Origin of the sequence: Cytobacillus horneckiae (assembly GCF_002835735.1) — a bacterium.
GTDB lineage: Bacteria > Bacillota > Bacilli > Bacillales > Cytobacillaceae > Cytobacillus > Cytobacillus horneckiae.
On sequence record NZ_PISD01000027.1, the window covers coordinates 65,613 to 87,472 of the forward strand.

The window sequence follows — 21,860 nt, forward strand, 5'->3', positions numbered from 1 at the left end:
AAAGTTTGTATTGCGGTAGAAAATATGATAGAGAATAATCGGCCCTTGCAAACAGCATTTTTGTTGTAACAAAGTGATGAACAACATGGGGGAAATTTAAATGTTGAAAGTCTTATCTTTTTTAAAGCCGTATCGATTGGCAGCCGCGTTGGCATTGGTGCTAATGCTGACTGAATTATCAGTTGAACTCCTTCAGCCATTATTAATTGGAAGGATAATAGATGAAGGGATAATGAAGAATGATTTTAATGTTGTGTTAATGTGGGGCGGTGCGATGGTGGGGGTTTCTGCAATCGCATTTGCATCAGGTGTTTTAAATTCCTATTATGCTGCACATGTTGGCCAAAGCTTAGGGTTTGATATTAGAAAGAGCTTAATGACAAAAATTCAGTCATTTTCTTTTGGCAATTTTAATCGCTTTCCAACTTCCTCACTCATTACTAGAATGACCAATGATGTAACCCAAGTACAAAATACCATTTTTATGAGCTTAAGAATTATGCTGAGAGCTCCTCTGCTAGTAGTAGGGAGTTTGGTTATGTCATTCTTTGTCAATTGGCAGCTTGCGATCATTTTCTTAGCCGTTGTCCCTATTTTAGTTGTTTTCCTCGTATATGTCATGAAAAAGGGCGGTGTATTATTCAAGCGCGTGCAGGAAAAATTAGATCATGTGAATAATGTGATGCAGGAAAACTTAGTAGGGATTCGTTTAATCAAAGCATTTAACCGCAGAAATCATGAAGTGAATCGATTTTCAAAAGTCAGCGGTACTTTAAAGGATGGCACTGTTAAGGCATTAAGATTGATGGAAGTAGCGATGCCAGTGTTGCTGCTGGTAATGAATCTCTGTATTATGGTCATTTTATGGTTTGGCAGAAATCAAATTAATTTAGGTGAAGTTCAAGTTGGGGAAGTTGTCGCGATTATCAATTACGCTACACGAATGACAACCGCATTCTCCATGTTTTCTTTTATAATTATGGCCCTATCCAGGGCAAGAGCTTCGTCAGAGAGAATTGTGGAAGTACTTGATGCGTCCATTGATTTAACAGATCAGGATCAGTCTTTTAACAACATACATATGGAAGGGGAAATAGAGTTCAATCATGTTTCTTTTAAATATCCCGATACAGAGGAATATGTATTAAAAGACTTGCATTTTACAGTGCAAGCAGGAGAAACGGTCGCCGTTTTAGGAGCAACAGGGTCTGGTAAAAGTTCATTATTTCAGCTCATTCCACGGCTTTATGATGCGGCAGATGGAAAAGTTCTGATCGATCATATCGATGTAAAAACGCTTAAAATGGATTGGCTTAGAAAGAATATTGGCTTTGCTCCTCAAGAAGCGATGCTATTTAGCGGCAGTATTAAGGATAATATATCGTGGGGTAAAGAGAATGCAGCCATGGAAGACGTAATAGCGGCGGCAAAAAATGCGCAAATTCATGAGACAATTATGGCTTTGCCGCAACAATATGAGACAAAGCTTGGGCAAAAAGGAGTGAACCTTTCCGGTGGGCAAAAACAGAGGCTTTCTGTTGCCAGAGCGCTTATACGGAAGCCAAAGATATTATTATTAGATGACAGTACGAGTGCGCTAGATATGAATACTGAGGCTAAATTGCTGCAGGCATTAAAGACTTACACCTCTACAACAATGATTATTACGCAAAAAATAAGTACAGCTAAGTCTGCAGATAGAATTCTTCTATTAGAAGACGGGCTCCTAATTGCCGAAGGGACACATGAGCAGCTGCTGTTCTCTTCTCCACTGTATCGCGAAATTGCTAAATCCCAATTAGAAGCGGAGGTATCTCATCTTGCTTTCCAAACTAAGTGATCCATTTAAACATGATAAGATACCTATCCAACCGATCTCACCCCAATCAAAAAGAGTAAAAGCAAAACCAAAAAAATTTTCTGCGGTCATAAAAAGAATCTGGATTTATTTATCCTATAGTAAAGTGATGCTAATTCTTGTTCTACTTATGGTCATAATAAGTTCGGCAATGGCTCTGCTAGGTCCATTTCTGGTAGGGATGGCAATCGATAAGTATTTAGTATCAAGAGAAGAGATGTTTTTTCTCTGGCTGCTGGCGGCTTTAGGCGGTATATATATCGTTCATTCCCTTTCCTTATGGCTTCAAAATTACTGGATGATTGGTGTAGCGCAGGAAACGGTTTATACGATGCGGGCAGATTTATTCGAGCAAATTCAAAAGCTTCCTATCCCGTTTTTTGACAAACGTCAGCTTGGGGAATTAATGAGTAGAGTCACAAATGATATTGAAAATGTGAGCTCAACCTTGAATAGTTCCATCATTCAAATCTTTTCAAGTGTGTTAACACTTGCTGGAACCATTCTTGTTATGCTGTCGCTAAGTCCACTGCTAACTTTGCTCACTTTACTAATCGTTCCGTTAATGTTTTACGGCATGAAATGGATAACGAAAAGGACAAGTGTCTTGTTTAAAGAGCAGCAAAGAAATTTGGGAGAGCTTAACGGTTTTATTGAGGAAACGATTTCAGGTCAAAAGATTGTAAAAACCTTTTCTCAAGAGCAAAAAGTGATAGCGGAATTTATAGAAAAAGGAGAACGATTAAAAACTTCTGGATTTTGGGCACAAACTTATTCAGGCTTTATACCAAAACTGATGAATATGTTAAATAATCTTAGCTTTGCAATCATTGCTTGTGTCGGAGGTATTCTTGCATTAAATGGCACAGTTAGCATCGGAATGATTGTTATCTTTACAGAGTATTCCAGACAATTCACCAGACCTTTAAATGATCTTGCCAATCAATTTAATACCCTTCTATCTGCCATCGCCGGTGCAGAGCGAGTTTTTGATATTATCGATGCAGAAGATGAATTAAAACAGGAAAAGAACAAACGCCGGATGGAAAAGGTAAAAGGGGACGTAGAATTTCAAAATGTATCATTTTCATATAAAGGGTATAAAAATACTTTGAATCAGATAAATCTTCGTGCATTGCCAGGTGAAACCGTTGCCTTCGTTGGTCCGACTGGAGCAGGTAAAACTACAATTATAAATTTGCTTTCCCGTTTTTATGAGGTAAACGAAGGTGCCATCTTGATTGACGGAGTAATCATAGCAGATATAAATAAAGAAAGCTTGCGGGCGCATATGGGCTTTGTCCTGCAGGATTCGTTTTTGTTTCAAGGAACAGTTCACGAAAACATTCGCTATGGGAAGTTGGATGCAACGGATGAAGAGGTGATGGATGCAGCAAAGCATGCTAACGCCCATTCATTTATAATGAAGCTGCCTAAACAATACGATACTGAGCTAAAGTACAATGGAAGCGGAATTAGCCAAGGCCAGAAGCAGCTATTATCTATTGCGCGTGCTTTTCTTGCACAGCCGTCCATCCTAATTTTAGATGAAGCAACGAGCAGTATTGATACAGTAACAGAACTGAAAATTCAAGAAGCCCTCCAACAGCTAATGGTTGGAAGAACATGCTTTGTAATAGCACACCGTTTAAACACAATTCAAAATGCAGACAAAATTTTTGTTTTGCATAATGGAGAAATAATTGAAAAAGGAAATCATGAATCTTTACTAAAGAAAAAAGGATTTTATTATCAGCTTCATGGGCAAAAGCAATTAAGGTAGAGAGCAATCACTCGCTCAAGCTACGTTTGAAGCATTTGTAAATGGAATAAAAAGCGGATGAGAAGTTGGTTTCTCATCCGCTTTTTTGTTTCATATGCATATCTGCATTTGTCGAGTTGTTATTTTTGCTTTTTTAAATGAGTTTGTTCCGCAAACTCGGCAGAAAATTCTTCTTTAAGATTCTTTGGTACCTGTGGAAGTGAAGCTTTATTTTTATCTCTACTTTTTTGTCCGCGTGAACGACCCATTTATATTAGCTCCTTCAACAACAAATTTAGGAAGCAATATTTGCTTTCCGTTTTTATCATTCCACAGTTGTTGTTTTTCCATGATGGAAATTAATGTTTTGATTTGCTATGTGCATACCCGCCTGCGCGATCTGCTTTCTTAAATTCACGAGAATATGTAACTTCCTGCATGCTTGATAAACTATTTTTTACTCGCTCTTTCCTTTTTCTCTCTGTTGGCATCTGGACATCCTCCTTCAAATAATATGTTCAATACCCTATTTTTTCCTTGAGAAGGATAAATCATACTTCTTCTATTCATATATCGCTTGTAATACGGTTTGTAAATTTGAATAATGAAATTGATAGCCGCTCTTTAAAAGCTTAGATGGTAAAACCTTTTGTCCTTTTGTGATTAGTATGCTCATCTCACCGAGTGCCAGTTCAATAGCTGGTTCGGGTACTGGTAACCAATGTGGTCTGTTCAAAGCTTTCCCCAGCATTTTTCCAAAGTTTTTCATCGTTACAGGAGAAGGAGCTGTAAAGTTAACTGGCCCATCTATTGACTCGTTTTTGATAATAAACTCAATTGCACCGACAACATCGCGGATATGAATCCAAGAAAGCCACTGTTCACCATCTCCAATTGTGCCGCCTGCAAAAAGTTTGTAAGGCAATGCCATTCGCGGTAAGGCACCTTCGTGTTTATCAAGAATGATGCCAAAGCGGCAAAAGGCTGTTCTAATTTCCCATTCTTTTTCGGCATGCATTGCTTCTTCTTCCCAGGCTTTAACTGTTAAGCTAAGGAAGTCATCCCCAGATTTTCTTACCTCTTCATCAAATACCGCAGTTTGAGAAGTGCCATAAAAACCGACAGCGCTCGCATTAATTAGTGTATACGGTTTTTCATCTAAACGATTAATGATTCTCATAACCTCTCTTGTTGATGTTAATCGGCTATCTAATATTTTCTGCTTTCTCTCCTTTGTCCATCTGCCGCTATTGATTGATTCTCCCGCTAAGTTAATAAAAACATCTATTCCATCAAGCTGTTTTTCGGGCTCATCCTCTTTATTTAGCCATTGGACGTAAGTAATGTTGTTTTTTTCACTTTTATTTGCTAATGATCTTGTTAATATATAGAGCTCATGCCCATTATTTAAAAGTTCATTTGTTAAATGTTTTCCTACAAACCCAGTCCCGCCTGTCAACGCAATCTTCATAGCGTCCCCTCCACATAAACTTATAATATTTAAATTCGTGTCTTTATTATTAAAACCTTTTTCCTCTTTTATGGTACATTAAACAATGAGGTGACAAAAATGCCTATAATAACAAAAATTACTGTTCAGAAGAAAAATAATGATAGATATAATATATTTTTAGATGAAGGAAGCGGTGAGAAATACGCATTTAGTGTGGATGAAGCTGTTTTAATAAAGCATGGTCTGAAAAAAGGTCAGGAGCTTGACGAAGCATTAATCATTGAAATTCATTATCAGGACGATATTCGCAAATCGTATAATTTAGCTATTCAATACTTATCGAGGCGGATGCGTTCAGAATTAGAAGTGAAAAATCATCTTCGGACTAAGGAAGTAGAAGAGCCGATTATTCTAGAAGTTATTCATAAATTACATCAATATTCCTTTTTAAATGACGAGCAGTTTTCTATTGCTTATGTGCGGACGCAAAAAAATACTACGGATAAAGGCTCATCACTCATTAAGATTGAGTTAAAGGAGAAGGGGATAGCCGCTCATTTAATTGAGTCTGCTTTAAAGGAATTCTCTTGGGAGGAAGAGCTCTCAACTGCAATCAGTCTTTGTGAAAAATATACTCAAAAATATAAAAAAGATTCCATGCGAATGATGAAACAAAAGCTTGAGCAGATGCTTGTGCGCAAAGGCTTTCCATACGACATCATCAATGAGGCTATAAGCACCAGTGATATCGCTAAGGAAGAGAACGAGGAGCTATCTGCCTTAAGTAAGCAGGCAGAGAAGTATGCCAAAAAATATCAAGGTTTGCCGCCATTTGAATACGAACAAAAAATGAAACAAGCATTATTTAGAAAAGGTTTCTCATTGGATTTAATTGATAAATACATACAAAATCAAGAATGACTTCTCAGAGTGGTGAGAAAAGGATAATAAGAAAATTGAGTTGGACTGTGAGAGGTGCCCGCTCTATTCCTGCGGGAGAGAAGCGAAATAGTCGAGACTTTCAAGGCGCGTAGCAACTAAGCGGCTCAACACTTGTCCATGAAAGCCTCGGAAAATCCAAAAACTCATCATTTTGAAATAATTTTTTAAACTTGTTAGATTATACTTAAGTAGGAATTATCGCAAAGAGGAGCGAAGAAAATGCAAGAAAAAAGATATAGTGATATGGGTGAATATGAGTTAAAACAAGAGATTGCATCCTTGAAGGAAAAGGGGAGAAAGGCAGAGCAGTTGGGGATGGTTAACGAATTTGCAGTATTGGAGCGAAAAGCAATCATGGCCCAATCTTATTTGCTGAATCCAAAGGATTATCTTCCTGGAGAAATTTATCAAATTGCAGGAGATCCAGGAACTTATTTTAAAATTGATTATATGAATGGTGTTTTTGCCTGGGGTTATCGGCTTGACGGTGATAAGGCTGAAGAAGCGCTGCCTATTGCTATGCTAATAAAACTTGAAAGAGGATGAGTTCTCATCCTCTTTCAAGTTTTTATGGAGTTTGCTGAAGTGTTCTTTTCAGTTTAATGAGGTTTTGAGTTTGTTGGGTTTCGCCATTAACTTGATAATGAGCTCTTTTAGGATTAAAGTTACCAGAAGCAAATGGACTTTTGTATTCATTTTCACCGAAAATGTCTTTTTTGTTTCCCATTAAAATCAAGCCCCCTATAATAGATTATAAATCGGGTGTATCACTTTCTCGGGTTGAAGATGCCTTCATCCTTTCTTGCGGCTGGGTGTTAATGGTACCATCCGCTCTTTTTGAGGCATATTCAGCTTTAGCTCGAGGTTCACCCTCAAATTTGTTATTATTCTGGTTAGGGAAATTCGTGACTTTATTGCGCATTTTCATCCCTCCTCGAGGTTATTTAAAAGCGAGACATCGTTATTCTCGCTCATGTATATTATTTACCGTTTTGCATTTATAAAACCGATAAAAGAAATTGGAAACGAGGTTATTATATGAATGAATATCAACAAAGGCTTTTAGAGCGTCTTCTTGAAGTGAACCAACATTTGCCTGTGCAATTAGCGCAAACATGGATTGAATTATTATGGGACGATTTTGAAACAACCTATGCAAAGGCGGGCAAGGATTATAAAGGCAAAGAAATGACAGCGAAGATTGTCGAGCAATGGGTGGAAAACCATGGACCTAAGCTCCACGAGTTTATTGCTAAAAATCCAAAATACAAGCATCTTCTTAAACAGAACGATAATCATCTAAATTAAAAACAGGCCTATTATGGCCTGTTTTTAATTCGTAATAATATCGAGTTTTTTTCTCAGCTTTTCTTCGCTAAAGATCCAGCCTGTATAGGAATTGATTACGGTTAAATCCTTATCCATGTGAATGACCGCAACAAAGGGATAATATTCATTGCTGCGATATCTTAGGTCAATGAAACGGATTTCGTACATATTTTCCACTGATTCAATTTCCCATCTATATACAGGAGAAAAAGAAAGAAATGCGGAAATATTTCTATCCTCTTTAGCTGCATTAATAATGGGCGAATTAGGTATTGGCACTCGCTTAAACTGATCAATGATGCGCACACGCCCCTTAACAGCCCGCCCGACAAAGAATTTATCCTTGTTTTTCACAGCTATACGCCATTGGTTGTATCTCATGGTTGGTGATATAATGATTTCTGTTGCATCTGGTATAATGTCTTTTACACCGTTATATACAGAGCGTTTAGCAAAATAGCGACAGAAATAATAAATAATCAAAATGCCATAAATGGCAAGGAAAGTATAGCCAGGGTCCATTCCGAAAACCCAAAGAAATAAGCCAAAAATATGAATGCCAAAAATAAATGGATCAAAAGTATTGATCATGCCTAACGCGACCCATTTTGAAGAAAAAGGTCTTAAAGCCTGGGTGCCATAGGCGTTAAATATATCTACAAATACATGTAGAAAAACAGCAAAGAATGTCCATAACCATAGATGTAGCAAATTTGTTCCAGGAAATATCATATAAATCACTGCAGTAATTAATATCGGCCATAGTAGCACTGCAGGGATGGAATGTGTGATGCCGCGATGGTTTCTAATATATGAAGCATTATTTTTTAATTTTAAAACAGTATCAATGTCAGGTATTTGCGAACCAATGATGGTACCAATCATTACGCTTGCCGCAGTAACTGTACTGCCGCCAACGACCGGATCCAAGGTTGCAAGTCCGCCTAATGCGAGTCCCATTACTACATGTGTACCAGTATCCAAAAGAGGAATTCCTCCTTATATCAACAATTTTTTTAAAGTTAAGCCTTAGTTATTATCAATCCTGTCCTATTTATTTCTGACAGGCTTAATATGCTTATTTTCATCAATTTTATATAGTATATTCCCTAAAAGCTTAAGATTCAAATCATGGAGGTTAAAAAATTGGATTACAATTCGATTACAACTCATCATATAGATATTTATGCGTTTCAAAGAGATTTATTAACATGGTTTCAAGAAGAACAGCGAGATTTGCCTTGGAGAAAAGATAAGGATCCGTATAAAATTTGGGTATCGGAAATTATGTTGCAGCAAACAAGAGTCGATACTGTTATTCCTTACTTTCACCGCTTTATTGATAAGTTTCCAACAATAGAAGCATTAGCACAAGCCGAAGAGGAACAGGTTTTAAAATCATGGGAAGGGCTGGGCTACTATTCACGAGCACGGAATTTACAAGCTGCTGTACGAGAGGTGCACGAAAAATATGGAGGCATCGTTCCTGATAATCCAAAAGATATTTCCTCTTTAAAAGGAGTAGGTCCTTATACAGCAGGAGCTATTTTAAGCATTGCCTACGGATTGCCGGAGCCCGCTGTGGATGGCAATGTAATGAGGGTGCTTTCACGTATTTTGTTGATAACCGATGATATTGCAAAGGCATCATCCAGAAAAATATTTGAAACAGCCGTGCGTGACTTAATTTCACATGATAATCCATCCTATTTTAATCAAGCTTTAATGGAATTGGGTGCACTGATTTGTACGCCAACTTCTCCATCCTGCTTATTATGTCCTGTAAGGGAGCATTGTCAGGCATTCTTTGAAGGTAAGCAGACTGAACTTCCGGTTAAAATGAAGAAGAAAAAACAAAGGATAGTTCAGCTTGCATCCATTTTACTTTCAGATAAAGAAGGAAGGCTTGTTATTCAAAAACGTCCGTCAGAAGGTTTATTGGCGAATTTATGGGAATTTCCGAATATTGAAATCTCATTGCAGTACATGACAGAAAAGGAACAATTGAGTACGGCGATAAAAAATCAATATGATACACATATAGAAAATATAGAAATGATAGGAAAAATCCAGCATGTGTTTACCCATCTAACTTGGAATATTAATGTATATCAAGCAAAGATAGATAAAATAAGGGAACAAAAAAATGTAAAACAAGTGACACTTGAAGAAATTAAAGCTTATCCTTTTCCTGTATCAAATCAAAAGATGTTAAAGCAGTATTTGGATAGCAATCATCTTTAATAGCCGCCGCGTCGTTCAATTTCTTTAATAATTTCAACCTGAATTGTATGGCCTTCACTATTTAAATAAGGAGTAATCTGCTGCAATGAATGATGAAAGTACTCTAGTTCATCCTTATTCCAATCTGTTTTAGGAATCATTGACAGCTCTGTCATGTCTCTTCCATTATACATTTTACATTCATCCTTTCGAACGTGGTTCTCTCTATTGTTTTACTACCAATTGTCAACTATGCACGAACAGGATAAAATAAAGTAATAAGTGGAAGTTAGTTTTATAAAATCGAAGCGGCGATATATGTAAAGTTTTAGAGGCAAAGCCGCATTAGGAAAGCAAGGAGAATTTTTTGTCAGGCTGTAGAGATTCTCCGAGGCTTACCCGCTCGCTTTGTAGCGGTTCGAGCGTCAAACCGCTTCGGCGCAACGCTCCTACAGGACCGAGCGGACACCTTACTTTCTCAACACTCTTACAAGGAGAATTACTTGTTTATTAATAATACATAGAAGGGAGTTTATTTAAATGTCACAAAAAGTAGCATTAATAACTGGTAGCAGCAGAGGAATTGGCAAAGCAACAGCTTTAAGATTAGCTAAGGAGGGTTATGATATCGTCCTTAACTATGCCCGAAGCAAATCAGCTGCATTGGAAGTTGCAACCGAAATTGAAGCACTCGGCAGAAAAGTCATAACGATAAAGGCAAACGTCGGTGATAATGAGAAAATCAAAGCGATGTTTCAGCAAATAGATGAAGAGTTCGGTCGTTTAGATATCTTTATTAGCAATGCGGCATCAGGTGTACAAAGACCGATCATGGAGCTTGAGGAATCTCATTGGAATTGGACAATGAATATTAATAGTAAAGCATTATTATTTTGCGCCAAGGAAGCCGCACAATTAATGGAGAAAAACGGCGGAGGCAAAATTGTTAGTATTAGCTCACTAGGATCGATTCGTTATTTAGAAAATTATACAGTTGTTGGCGTTTCAAAAGCAGCTGTTGAAGCGCTCACGCGATATTTGGCTGTCGAGCTTGCTCCGAAAAATATTGCAGTAAACGCAGTATCAGGCGGTGCAGTTGATACGGATGCTTTGAAACATTTCCCGAATAGAGCGGAGTTATTAGCTGAGGCTAGTCAGAAAACACCAGCCGGAAGAATGGTATCTATTGATGACATGGTAAATACGGTCATGTTTTTAGTTTCTGATCAGTCAAGTATGATTAGAGGACAAACAATTATTGTAGATGGCGGCATTTCTTTACTAGTTTAGGCTGTTTTCTAGATGAAAATAGCGTCCGCAAGGTGAGATGAGAACGTGAAAACTACGGCATCCTTGTGGAAAGTGTGACATAAGCTTAACGCATTGTAAAATTCAGAAATTTATTACTTTATTTTTTTAGGATAATTATCACCTTCACTGGATAAATTAAAAAGCGTGGAGGTGATTAGAATGGCAAAGAAACAAAACCAACAACAACAACAAAATCAACAATACAACCAAGAATTTGCAAGCGAAACTAATTTACAAGAAGTACAACAACAAAACCAACAAGCTGAAGCAAACAAACAAAAGGCTAAAAACCAAAATCAACAACAACAATAAGTATAATCTCCGAAGGTGCCCTACTTTACGATAGGGTGCCTTCTTTTTTTATTTTTTTACATAAAAGAATAGTCTTCACATTCGACAAAACTTCTATTTACTCAACAAGACTAGTCAAAGGAGTGTTGTGAGTAATAAGCGAATACTGTTAATAATGAATTGCGAGAAAGGATAGGTGTCTGAGTTTGAAAAAATTCCAGCTGTTAGTTGAAGAGCAAATGAAAACAATGGAACAGTTATTATTCTTACAAAGCGAGCTCGAGAGATGTGAAGAGATTGAAGAGGAATTAAAAATGCTGCAAGCAGAAACTGAAATCGAAAGCGTTCAATTTGAAATAAAAAAAATGAAGGAAGAATTAAACGAAATTCATCAGCTTTTTGAAACGCAAACTGAAGAAGTCATTAAAACCTATCAAATCCAAGTACCTTCATAAACAAAAAAAGTGTCCTATTGTTTAAACATATTAAAATTTGGCATGACTAGTAATAGTAATGTGTTTTACAATATTTAAAGCCATTGGGTATTTCAATGGCTCTTTGTTTTAAATTTTTCAAATAACCGTTATAATAATAGAAAATAGGAATCGTACTTTGTTGCCTTTTGTCGTATTGATTGATGAAAAAATGAAAATGCCTGACTTGGCCCAAATCAAATAATGAGTGCCTTGCAGTTTTTTAAAAGGTTCCAAAGCTTCCAGAAATGAAAGTAGGGGAGAAAGAATGGCCGTACCCATAGAAGGTGAACCAGTACAAATTCATAGCTATAAGCATAATGGGCACATCCATCGCGTCTGGGAGGAATCAACCGTATTAAAAGGAACACAAAACCTAATTATTGGAGCAAATGATCGGACAATAGTGACAGAATCAGATGGGAGAACATGGATTACAAGAGAACCGGCGATATGTTATTTCCATACCCAATATTGGTTTAATATTATTGGAATGATTAGAGAAGATGGCGTTTATTACTATTGTAACTTAAGCTCACCATTTATATATGATGGGGAGGCCGTCAAGTATATTGATTATGATTTGGATATAAAAGTGTTTCCTGATATGACGTTTAATTTACTTGATGAAGATGAATATGAACGTCATCGCCAAGAAATGAAATACCCTGCGCCGATTGATAAAATTCTTTGGTCGAATGTGGATAAATTAATTCAGTGGATTCGTCAAAGAAAAGGTCCATTTGCACCTGATTTTGTTGATGGCTGGTATGAGAGGTATTTAACTTACAGACGCTAATTTATTTTGAAAAAGTAAACGCCTGTTGAGAATGAACGCATCAACAGGTTTTTATTTGTGTAAAAATAAATGGATGTATACATATGAAAATAAGGCAAAACTAAGTATATTAAATTGAAATTTTAAAAATACGTACATATGAGGGTGAGGGCGTTTTGGACAGTATAAAAAGATATATGAAGTTTGTGAAGCCATATCGCCTGCAAATACTATTTACAATCATTATCGGAATTATTAAATTTGCGATTCCACTTTTAATTCCATTATTAATTAAATATGTGATTGATGATATTATTGGCAATGATTCAATAGCACAAGCTGATAAAATATCAAATCTGCTCATGATTATGGGCTTAATGATCGTCGTATTTGTAATAGCGAGGCCGCCGGTCGAATATTATCGCCAATACTATGCTCAATGGGTTGCAAGTAAAATTCTTTATGATATTCGTGATAAACTGTTTACACATATTCAAAAACTCAGCTTTAAATTTTATTCTAATACAAGATCTGGGGAAGTTATTTCAAGAATAATCAATGATGTAGAACAAACAAAGAACTTTGTTGTAACTGGTTTAATGAACCTCTGGTTAGATTTAGCCACGATTCTAATTGCTGTTGCGATTATGTTTACAATGGACGTAAAGCTGACGCTTGTTTCATTAATTCTGATGCCATTCTATGCTTTTTCGGTAAAATTCTTCTTTGGGAATTTAAGGAAGCTGACAAGAGCGAGATCGCAGGCGCTTGCTGAGGTGCAGGGCTATCTTCATGAAAGAGTGCAGGGCATGGCAGTTATTAAAAGCTTTGCCACAGAAGATTACGAACAGAAAAACTTTGAAAAAGAAAATAAAAACTTTCTTTCAAAAGCGATTGATCATACAAAGTGGAATGCGAAAGCGTTTGCTGTCGTCAATACGATTACTGATATTGCTCCGCTGCTAGTAATAGGCTATGCAGGATACCAAGTAATCCAAGGAGAAATATCGCTAGGTGTGATGATGGCATTTGTTGCTTATATTGATCGCTTATATAATCCATTAAGAAGACTTGTCAATTCATCCACGACATTAACGCAATCCATTGCCTCAATGGATAGAGTGTTTGAGCTAGTCGACGAAAAGTATGATATTGATGATCATCCAAACGCCAAAGAGTGTAAAAATGTTGCTGGGCATATTCAATTTAAAAATGTAGGATTTGCATATAATGAAAAAGATGGTAAAGTTTTAAAAAATATAAATTTAAATATTCAACAAGGAGAAACCATCGCCTTAGTTGGGATGAGCGGAGGAGGAAAATCGTCTTTAGTCGGGCTGATTCCACGCTTTTACGATGTGACAGAAGGAAGTATTCTGCTTGACGGCAAGGATATTAAGTCGTTTAAAGTAAGAAGCTTAAGAGACAATATTGGAATGGTTCTCCAGGATAATATATTATTTAGCGAATCAGTACAATTGAATATTCGATTAGGCAAGCCAGAAGCAAGTGAGGAAGAAGTGATTCGGGCTGCAAAAGCTGCAAACGCGCACGAATTCATAATGAATTTGCCGGAAGGATATGAGACGAAGGTTGGAGAACGCGGTGTTAAGCTATCCGGGGGACAAAAACAAAGAATTGCGATTGCAAGAATTTTCTTGAAGAATCCGCCAATCCTTATTTTGGATGAAGCTACTTCAGCATTGGATTTGGAAAGTGAGCATTTAATTCAAGAGGCATTGGAAGATTTAGCAAAGGATCGGACAACCTTTATTGTCGCTCACCGGTTATCTACGATCACACATGCCGATAGAATTATTCTCATCGAGCACGGTGAAATTGTGGAATCGGACAGCCATGAAGAACTGATGAGGCAGCAAGGAAATTACGCAAAACTATTTCAGGTTCAATTACTTGAGCAATAAGGTTGGAAGAAACTATAGAATACTGTAGCTTAAGCTGCGGAGAAACTCATCTCAATAGCTGAGATTCTCCGAGGCCTACTCGCTCGCTCTTTAGCGGTTGGAGCGTTGTTACACGCCTTAACTGTCTCCGAATTCAACCAAAATTTTCTTATTTTCATTTTCTGAGGCACTCTGAAACTATAGCTATGCTATAGTTTCTTTTTTTTTTTCTAAAAATTGCTTTTTGTTATTTTGAAATAATTAAAAAACGAAATGAAAGAATGGAAAACAATTAACAAATTACCTTTTTAATAGTTTTTGTTTAAGAAAATGGATTTTTTAACAGCTTAATAACAGATAATCCAAAAAATAACTGAATTATAAATATATTTAGATATTTCAGAAAAAATAAATAGACTTCTATTTATTTTTCTTATAAAATATTAAAAAATGGTATTTAGGATGATTTTGGAAGAATTATGATGAAAGGAGCAATCTTGTGACACAATCTCCCGTACTAGATGTAAAGAACTTAAAAACATCCTTCTTCTCAAATGATGGTGAAGTACCTGCGGTTGATGATATTAGCTTTTCTGTTAATAAGGGTGAGATTCTCGGCATTGTTGGAGAATCTGGCTGCGGAAAAAGCGTTACTTCTTTATCTGTTATGAAGCTTATTCCTCAGCCTCCAGGAAAAATAGTTAGCGGGGAAATTCTTTTGAATGGTGAAAACCTCGTGCATGCTTCAGAAAAGAGAATGAGGCAAATACGAGGCAATGAAATGGCAATGATTTTTCAAGAACCGATGACATCATTAAATCCATTATTCAAAATTGGTGATCAACTAATTGAAGCTATAAAAATACATAATAAAGGACATAAGAAGGTGCTTGCTGCAAAAGCGGTTGAGATGTTAAAGCTTGTCGGTTTGCCAAGAGCTGAAAGCATTATGGGCGAGTACCCCCATCAATTATCCGGAGGGATGAGGCAAAGGGTGATGATTGCGATGGCGCTTTCATGCGGGCCAAAGCTATTAATTGCGGATGAGCCAACTACTGCGTTAGATGTAACCATCCAAGCGCAAATACTCGATTTGATGAAAAGCTTAAATAAGAGTCTTGATACCTCCATTGTCATGATTACTCATGATTTAGGCGTTGTTGCTGAAATGTGCCAGCGTGTGATTGTGATGTATGCAGGTAAAGTCGTGGAAGAAGCATCTGTTTATGATATTTTTAAAAACCCTAAGCATCCTTATACAATTGGATTGCTTCAATCTGTCCCTGATATAAGAAATAAGCAGGAGCGTCTTTATTCAATTCCAGGCAATGTACCAAAGCCGGGGTCAGTTGTTTCAGGATGCCGTTTTGCAGCTAGATGTGTACATGTACATTCCCGCTGCTTGGCAGAGGACCCGCCATTATATCATGCTGGGGGAAATGAAAGTCATACTGTCCGCTGCTTTCTACATGACAGCAAGGAGGCGGTATCTTGAGCAAAGTGCTACTTAAAGTTGAAAATTTAAAGAAGTATTTTCCGATTACTGGAGGCATATTCAGCAAGAAAATCGGCGATGTTAAAGCGGTGGATGATGTGAGCTTCTTTGTTAAAAGGGGAGAAACATTAGGAATTGTTGGAGAGTCAGGCTGCGGGAAATCTACAACTGGACGAATGCTTATGCGTTTAATCGAACCGACCGAAGGCAGTGTTATTTTTGACGGCAAAGAGCTAACCGAGTTGAATGATACAGAAATGAGAATCATTAGAAAAGATGTGCAAATGGTTTATCAAGATCCGTATGCATCTTTAAATCCGCGTCATACAGTAGAACAAATTTTGGAGGAACCGCTTATCGTTCATGGAATGGGCGATAAGCAAGAAAGACGAAAGCGAGTTAAAGAAATGCTGGAGGTCGTTGGGCTTAGCGGCTATCACGCGAAGCGTTATCCTCATCAATTTAGCGGCGGGCAAAGGCAGCGAATTGGAATAGCAAGAGCTTTAATGACAAAACCAAAACTGATTATCGCTGACGAACCGGTATCTGCACTTGATGTATCTATTCAATCGCAAGTATTGAACTTGCTTGAAGATTTACAGGCTGAATTCGGATTAACGTATATATTTATTGCTCATGATTTAGGTGTTGTCAAACATATAAGTGATAGAGTCGGGGTCATGTATCTTGGAAGATTAGTAGAAATTACAACTTCTTCAAAACTATATGAACACCCTTTGCACCCATATACAGAAGCATTGCTAGGGTCAGTTCCTATTCCTGACCCTACCGTTTCATTGGATAGAGAGATATTAACTGGAGATTTACCAAATCCGGCAGATCCGCCGCAAGGATGCGCTTTTCACACAAGATGTAAAAAATGTATGGACATATGCAAAATTGAGAGACCACAGTTAGCAGAGATTGAACCAGATCATTATGCAGCATGCCACTTATATGAACAATCGATTTAGGGTGTGGTGCTTAATTGATAAATATTTGCGGTATGATGATCCGCAGGCCACATAAGGGGGATATAAATGAAGAAGAGGAATGGCTTATGGTTACTCGTAATAGGATTCATTTTTTCCGTAGTTTTAGCTGGATGTAATTCTTCCTCAACAGGAGGAGAAAAAGAGCCGGGCAGTAAGGATGATCCCGGCAGTGAAGAGGCAGCTGGAGGCACGCTTGTATTTGGGCGCGGCGGGGATTCCACTTCATTGGATCCTGCTGCAACAACAGAAGGAGAAGCATTTAAAGTAACTGTTAATCTTTTTGAAACTTTAGTTAACTTTGGTGAACAAAATACAGAAATCGAACCAGGGCTGGCAACGGAGTGGGCGCCAAGTGAGGATGGGCTTACACATACACTTAAGCTCCAAGAAGGTGTAAAATTCCATGATGGCACAGACTTCAATGCAGAAGCAGTAGTTTTCAACTTTGAACGATGGAAAGCAGGCAATAAAGAGCAATTCTATTATTATAATTCTCAATTTGGAGACAAAATTGATAGCGTCAAAGCAGTAGATGAATATACGGTTGAGTTTAAATTGAACACACCAATTGCGCCATTTTATAAAAATTTAGCGATGCCGCCATTCGGAATTGCCAGTCCTGCCGCGATTGAGAAATTCGGCGATAAATTTATGGAAAACCCGGTTGGTACTGGACCATTTGTTTTTAAAGAGTGGAAACGAAATGACAGGATCACAATTGAAAAAAATGCTGACTATTGGCAGGAAGGACTCCCTAAGCTCGATTCAGTTATTTTCCGTTCTATCCCTGAAAACTCCGCCCGCCTAAATGCATTAGCATCGGGAGAAGTAGATTTAATTGATGGCGTGAATTTCAGTGATGTACCGCAAATAGAAGGAAATGGTGATTTGCAAGTGTTTGAAAGGCCGACATTGAATGTTGCCTATGTTGGATTAACGAATACGCGCGGTCCGTTAAAAGAAAAACTAGTCCGTCAGGCATTGAACTATGCTGTTGATAAGCGGTCATTAATTGATGCATTTTATGCAGGCGCTGCTGACCCGGCGATCAATCCAATGCCTCCGGTTGTAGCTGGATACAATGAAGAAATTGAAGATTATCCATATGATCCTGAAAAAGCGAAAGAATTATTAAAAGAAGCAGGCTATGAAGATGGATTCGAAATGGAATTATGGGCGATGCCTGTTCCACGTCCGTATATGCCAGACGGTCAAAAAATTGCAGAAGCATTGCAAGCCAATTTTGCTGACATTGGCGTAAAAGCTAAAATTGTCTCTTATGAATGGGGCACATATTTAGAGAAGGCCAATAAAGGTGAGGCTGATTCATTCCTGTTAGGATGGACAGGTGATAATGGAGATGCTGATAATTTCTTATATGTATTGTTAGACGAAGATTCAATCGGCTCTAATAACTACACATACTATAAAAATAGTGAAGTTCATGAATTGTTGACAAAAGCACAGGCGAGCGCAGATCAAGAAGAGCGTGAGGCTCTGTATAAGGAAGCACAAGAAATTATTAAGGATGATGCACCTTGGATTCCGCTTGTGCACTCAAGACCAATTTTGGCAGGAAAAGCAGGGATAACAAACTTTAAACCACATCCAACAGGCTCTGACAGACTTGAAAATGTTGAGTTGAAATAGAATAAAAGAAAAGGGAGGTAAACTATACTCCCTTTTCTTAGCTAATTTGTATTCTAGTTAAAAATATCGCATAAGTAAAATTAAGGCATTCGTCTGGAAGGTTTTGCGAACGTCAAGTTTTGCTAATAAATCATTCATTAGAACCTTGGATAGAGGTGAGAGCATGGTTTCGTATACAGTCAGGCGTCTATTATCGTTAATACCGGTATTACTGGGGTTATCATTAATTGTCTTCTTTATGATTAGAGCTATTCCAGGTGATCCAGCTCAAATTATACTCGGACAATTGGCGACTAAAGAAGCAGTAGCGGAGTTAACAGCACAGCTAGGGCTTGATCAGCCGTGGTATATTCAATATTTTACATATTTAAGCGGTCTCTTTACTGGAGATCTTGGCGAGTCAATAAAAACTAAAACGGCAATAAGTGAAGAAATATGGCCCTATTTGGCAGCGACATTAGAGCTTTCCTTTTGTGCCATTGTGATCGCCATATTTTTTGGTGTGAATGCAGGTATCATTAGTGCTTGGTATCAAAATTCATGGTTCGATTACATTGCTATGGTGCTGGCATTAATCGGCGTGTCTATGCCTATTTTTTGGTTAGGCTTAATGGAGCAATGGATTTTTGCCATCAATTTAGACTGGCTGCCTACTTCTGGTCGTGAAGAGGTTCGTGACCCAGTTTCAGCGATTACGAATATCTACTTAATTGATACGCTGATTCAAGGCAGGTTTGATCAATTTATAGAAGTAAGCAAACATTTAATTCTTCCATCAGTGGCATTAGCTACGATACCAATGGCAATTATTGCAAGAATTACAAGATCTTCAATGCTTGAAGTCATGAGGTCTGATTTTATTAGAACAGCAAGGGCAAAAGGGCTTAGAATGTTCTGGGTTGTATATAAACATTCATTGAAAAATGCAGTGATACCTGTTCTAACAGTTATCGGCCTGCAAACAGGGCTTTTACTCGGCGGCGCAATTTTAACCGAGACAATTTTTAGTTGGCCAGGTATGGGTAGATATATTTACGATGCCATTGGCGCAAGAGATTATCCTGTCATACAGTCCGGGATACTGGTTATAGCTTTTATCTTCGTCATGATTAATTTATTTGTGGATTTGCTATATGCCGCAATTGATCCAAGAATTAAATATAACTAGAGAGGTGGGGAAGAAGAGTGGAGGTATCTTTAAATAAGAATCCGCAGACACCTAATTTGCCGGAAGAAGATAATGCCGTTTCCCCATGGATTGAAGCGTGGAGGAGTTTTAGAAGGAATAAACTGGCTATTATCGGTACATGTATTGTGCTGTTTTTTATAATGATTGCAATTTTTGCACCTTATATTGCGCCATCCGGGATTAATGAACAAGTGATGGCTAAGCGTTTATTGCCGCCTTCGTCAGAACACTGGTTTGGTACAGATGATTTTGGCCGCGACATTTTTTCTAGAGTCCTTTATGGTGCCAGGATTTCATTATGGGTCGGTTTTCTTTCGGTTATGGGATCTCTAGTTGTCGGTACATTATTAGGCATCCTTGCCGGCTATTACGGCCGCTGGGTCGACACAATCATTTCAAGAACATTTGATATTATGCTCGCCTTTCCAAGTATATTATTAGCCATTGCAATTGTGGCTGTCCTAGGTCCATCATTAAGGAATGCATTAATTGCGATCGCGATTATTAACATTCCGAATTTTGGCCGTTTAATTCGTTCAAAAGTATTAAGTGTAAAACAAGAAGAGTATATCATTGCTGCCAGAGGAATTGGCATGAAGAATAGCAGGATATTGTTTAAGCATGTTCTGCCTAATAGTATGGCACCTGTCATTGTGCAGGGAACATTGGCGATAGCAACAGCGATTATCGAAGCAGCTGCATTAAGCTTTCTTGGATTAGGTGCAGAGGCGCCGAATCCTGAGTGGGGTAAGATGCTATCTGATGCAAGGCCGTTATTGACACAAGCGCCTTGGACGATGTTTTTCCCTGGAATAGCTATTATGCTCACTGTTTTAGGGTTTAACTTAATGGGGGACGGTTTAAGGGATGCGCTTGACCCTAGAATGAAAAATTAAAAGCAGCTGTTTCCAGCTGCTTTTTATTATTGTTCTGCATTATTTTCTTCCAGTGAAATTTCATGATCGTTTTCATGAAATTTTTGGAAGCTTGTAATTAAAATATTTAGATGTTCCACTTGTTCATTATAATCCATCATTGCTGAAACGATTTGCATTGTATGGGCAAGCACAACTTGGTCATCCTCAGACATTTGATGCTGCTGTTCAAGGAAGAGGCTAAATAGCTCTTTTCTGCTCAATGTGATGTCACCTTCTTCAAAAGTAACATGCGCTCTTACTTTCCCAATAAACTTTAATACAGCGTGTTCATGATAGTGAGTAATAATATCAAGCTGCTGTTGTACCATATGTTGGAATTCCTCAGGCATCATTAATAAATCATTTTCAAACCTATGCATTTTATTGAGTGTTTCCAATGCTTTCTTGTTTGTAGATATCATTTGACGATAAATCACTAATTTTCTTGATTTAGACAATGCTTTTTTCTTGAAGTAATTTCTTTCCTCTTTGTATAAGGAGTACAGTGCTTCAAGTTTTCTTGTTGTATCCTGCATTTTACTAATATCATTTTTAAGCAGGTTATGCTCAGATGCATGCCTGATATTTAGCCTAATCCATTTAGTAATCTCTTCAGAAAGATTTAATATTTTTAAGAAGAGCTTCTTTTCGTATTTTGGCGGCAGGAATACTAGGTTAACAATGAAAGCAGAGAAGATACCAAGCATAACAGTAGAGAATCGTATAATAGCAAATTCAATGAAAGTATCTCCAGGTGTTACCATGATTGCGACCATCGTTACTAACGACAGTCCAATTGTATTTTCCAGTTTTAATTTTAAATTGATGGTAATCACGATAATTGCAGCCAGCCCGATTATTAAAATATCATGACCAAATAATAAAACAAAGAGGACGGCAATGATTGCCCCGATTAAATTACCTTGAATTTGTTCAATGACAGATAAATATGTTCTATAAATGGTAGGCTGTAAGGCAAAGATAGCTGCAATTCCAGCAAAAACCGGTGCAGGAAGCTGAAAAAGCTCTGCAAGAAATAATGATAATATGATTGCGATTCCCGTTTTAAGTATGCGGGCGCCAAGCTTCATTTTGTATATTTTCCTTTCTGCCAGCTTGTTACTTTGCCGGCATGTAATTGCATATGCGAAAGCATATACGTATACTTTTAACGATTTTCATGTTTATTAAACAATAATGTACTATACAATGTTATTCAAATAAGTTCAATAGGCACGCTCAAATATTTCCAAAATAAAATAGAAATTTAACGAGAAATTAATTTAAATT

The 21,860-nt window shown here is 37.5% G+C and carries 23 protein-coding genes and 1 pseudogene; 16 read left to right on the forward strand and 8 right to left on the reverse strand.

Annotated elements, in window-relative coordinates:
• The first annotated feature begins 100 nt into the window (after positions 1–100).
• Together CWS20_RS12865 and CWS20_RS12870 are read left to right on the forward strand one after the other, a co-directional pair.
• Positions 101–1,840, forward strand: a complete 1,740-nt coding sequence (locus CWS20_RS12865; RefSeq protein ID WP_066195515.1) for an ABC transporter ATP-binding protein — start codon at positions 101–103, stop codon at positions 1,838–1,840.
• Entirely contained in the window at positions 1,821–3,641 is a 1,821-nt protein-coding gene (locus CWS20_RS12870; RefSeq protein ID WP_066195518.1) for an ABC transporter ATP-binding protein, read from the forward strand. Before CWS20_RS12865 ends, CWS20_RS12870 begins: the two co-directional genes overlap by 20 nt.
• Positions 3,642–3,766: 125 nt before the next feature.
• Here CWS20_RS12870 and CWS20_RS12875 read toward each other — a convergent pair.
• The 3 genes and pseudogenes from CWS20_RS12875 to CWS20_RS12885 all read right to left on the reverse strand — a co-directional run.
• Positions 3,767–3,889: pseudogene (locus tag CWS20_RS12875) on the reverse strand (YfhD family protein); the annotation flags it as partial.
• 90 nt (positions 3,890–3,979) lie between these two features.
• Positions 3,980–4,111, reverse strand: coding sequence for a YfhE family protein (locus tag CWS20_RS12880; protein WP_083957325.1), 132 nt, complete (start codon positions 4,109–4,111; stop codon positions 3,980–3,982).
• Between the two features lie 71 nt (positions 4,112–4,182).
• Positions 4,183–5,091 (reverse strand): TIGR01777 family oxidoreductase, encoded by a 909-nt coding sequence (locus CWS20_RS12885; RefSeq protein ID WP_066195519.1) that lies wholly within the window; start codon positions 5,089–5,091, stop codon positions 4,183–4,185.
• A 99-nt stretch (positions 5,092–5,190) separates the two neighbouring features.
• On the opposite strand from CWS20_RS12885, the gene recX reads away from it, so the two are divergent.
• Positions 5,191–5,994, forward strand: a complete 804-nt coding sequence (gene recX / locus CWS20_RS12890) for a recombination regulator RecX (protein ID WP_066195522.1) — start codon at positions 5,191–5,193, stop codon at positions 5,992–5,994.
• A gap of 240 nt (positions 5,995–6,234) precedes the next feature.
• The gene (locus CWS20_RS12895) at positions 6,235–6,561 is read left to right on the forward strand and encodes a YfhH family protein (protein WP_066195525.1); all 327 of its coding nucleotides are present in this window, start codon (positions 6,235–6,237) and stop codon (positions 6,559–6,561) included.
• Positions 6,562–6,583: 22 nt separating this feature from the next.
• Here CWS20_RS12895 and CWS20_RS12900 read toward each other — a convergent pair whose 3' ends face one another.
• Together CWS20_RS12900 and CWS20_RS12905 are read right to left on the reverse strand one after the other, a co-directional pair.
• A complete protein-coding gene (locus tag CWS20_RS12900; RefSeq protein WP_083957326.1) occupies positions 6,584–6,742 on the reverse strand; it encodes a YpzG family protein in 159 nt (52 codons plus the stop codon).
• Between the two features lie 24 nt (positions 6,743–6,766).
• Positions 6,767–6,937 (reverse strand): small, acid-soluble spore protein K, encoded by a 171-nt coding sequence (locus CWS20_RS12905; protein ID WP_066195526.1) that lies wholly within the window; start codon positions 6,935–6,937, stop codon positions 6,767–6,769.
• A gap of 116 nt (positions 6,938–7,053) precedes the next feature.
• Between CWS20_RS12905 and CWS20_RS12910 the strand changes: the two genes are divergently transcribed.
• Positions 7,054–7,323 carry a YfhJ family protein gene (locus CWS20_RS12910; protein ID WP_066195529.1) on the forward strand — a complete coding sequence of 90 codons (270 nt, stop codon included), beginning with the start codon at positions 7,054–7,056 and terminating at the stop codon, positions 7,321–7,323.
• A gap of 24 nt (positions 7,324–7,347) precedes the next feature.
• Here the strand turns inward: CWS20_RS12910 and CWS20_RS12915 are convergent, their stop codons facing one another.
• On the reverse strand, positions 7,348–8,328 hold the full coding sequence (locus CWS20_RS12915; protein ID WP_066195532.1) for a metal-dependent hydrolase: 981 nt from the start codon (positions 8,326–8,328) through the stop codon (positions 7,348–7,350).
• A 162-nt stretch (positions 8,329–8,490) separates the two neighbouring features.
• Between CWS20_RS12915 and mutY the strand changes: the two genes are divergently transcribed.
• Entirely contained in the window at positions 8,491–9,588 is a 1,098-nt protein-coding gene (gene mutY, locus CWS20_RS12920) for an A/G-specific adenine glycosylase (protein WP_411814270.1), read from the forward strand.
• Here the strand turns inward: mutY and yfhS are convergent.
• Positions 9,585–9,761 (reverse strand): mother cell protein YfhS, encoded by a 177-nt coding sequence (gene yfhS / locus CWS20_RS28405; RefSeq protein ID WP_162840975.1) that lies wholly within the window; start codon positions 9,759–9,761, stop codon positions 9,585–9,587. The two genes, mutY and yfhS, sit on opposite strands and share 4 nt — an antisense overlap.
• Positions 9,762–10,107: 346 nt before the next feature.
• Here yfhS and fabL point away from each other — a divergent pair, with 346 nt between their 5' ends.
• From fabL to CWS20_RS12970, 10 genes are all read left to right on the forward strand, one after another.
• Positions 10,108–10,857: an enoyl-[acyl-carrier-protein] reductase FabL gene (fabL, locus tag CWS20_RS12925; RefSeq protein WP_066195538.1), complete on the forward strand. Its 750-nt coding sequence runs from the start codon at positions 10,108–10,110 to the stop codon at positions 10,855–10,857.
• A 180-nt stretch (positions 10,858–11,037) separates the two neighbouring features.
• Positions 11,038–11,190 (forward strand): gamma-type small acid-soluble spore protein, encoded by a 153-nt coding sequence (locus CWS20_RS12930; RefSeq protein WP_083957327.1) that lies wholly within the window; start codon positions 11,038–11,040, stop codon positions 11,188–11,190.
• A gap of 185 nt (positions 11,191–11,375) precedes the next feature.
• On the forward strand, positions 11,376–11,624 hold the full coding sequence (locus tag CWS20_RS12935) for a YgaB family protein (RefSeq protein ID WP_066195542.1): 249 nt from the start codon (positions 11,376–11,378) through the stop codon (positions 11,622–11,624).
• Positions 11,625–11,910: 286 nt separating this feature from the next.
• Entirely contained in the window at positions 11,911–12,441 is a 531-nt protein-coding gene (ntdP, locus tag CWS20_RS12940) for a nucleoside tri-diphosphate phosphatase (protein WP_066195545.1), read from the forward strand.
• Between the two features lie 155 nt (positions 12,442–12,596).
• Positions 12,597–14,345 carry an ABC transporter ATP-binding protein gene (locus CWS20_RS12945; RefSeq protein WP_066195548.1) on the forward strand — a complete coding sequence of 583 codons (1,749 nt, stop codon included), beginning with the start codon at positions 12,597–12,599 and terminating at the stop codon, positions 14,343–14,345.
• A gap of 478 nt (positions 14,346–14,823) precedes the next feature.
• Entirely contained in the window at positions 14,824–15,819 is a 996-nt protein-coding gene (locus CWS20_RS12950; RefSeq protein WP_066195550.1) for an ABC transporter ATP-binding protein, read from the forward strand.
• A complete protein-coding gene (locus tag CWS20_RS12955; protein WP_066195553.1) occupies positions 15,816–16,793 on the forward strand; it encodes an ABC transporter ATP-binding protein in 978 nt (325 codons plus the stop codon). The genes CWS20_RS12950 and CWS20_RS12955 overlap by 4 nt, the downstream gene beginning before the upstream one ends.
• Positions 16,794–16,859: 66 nt before the next feature.
• On the forward strand, positions 16,860–18,464 hold the full coding sequence (locus CWS20_RS12960) for an ABC transporter substrate-binding protein (protein WP_066195556.1): 1,605 nt from the start codon (positions 16,860–16,862) through the stop codon (positions 18,462–18,464).
• A gap of 163 nt (positions 18,465–18,627) precedes the next feature.
• Positions 18,628–19,632, forward strand: coding sequence for an ABC transporter permease (locus CWS20_RS12965; protein WP_066195559.1), 1,005 nt, complete (start codon positions 18,628–18,630; stop codon positions 19,630–19,632).
• A 17-nt stretch (positions 19,633–19,649) separates the two neighbouring features.
• Complete coding sequence (locus CWS20_RS12970) at positions 19,650–20,549, forward strand: ABC transporter permease (RefSeq protein WP_066195561.1); 900 nt, start codon at positions 19,650–19,652, stop codon at positions 20,547–20,549.
• 26 nt (positions 20,550–20,575) lie between these two features.
• Here the strand turns inward: CWS20_RS12970 and CWS20_RS12975 are convergent, their stop codons facing one another.
• Positions 20,576–21,661, reverse strand: coding sequence for an aromatic acid exporter family protein (locus tag CWS20_RS12975; protein WP_066195566.1), 1,086 nt, complete (start codon positions 21,659–21,661; stop codon positions 20,576–20,578).
• Positions 21,662–21,860: the final 199 nt, after the last annotated feature.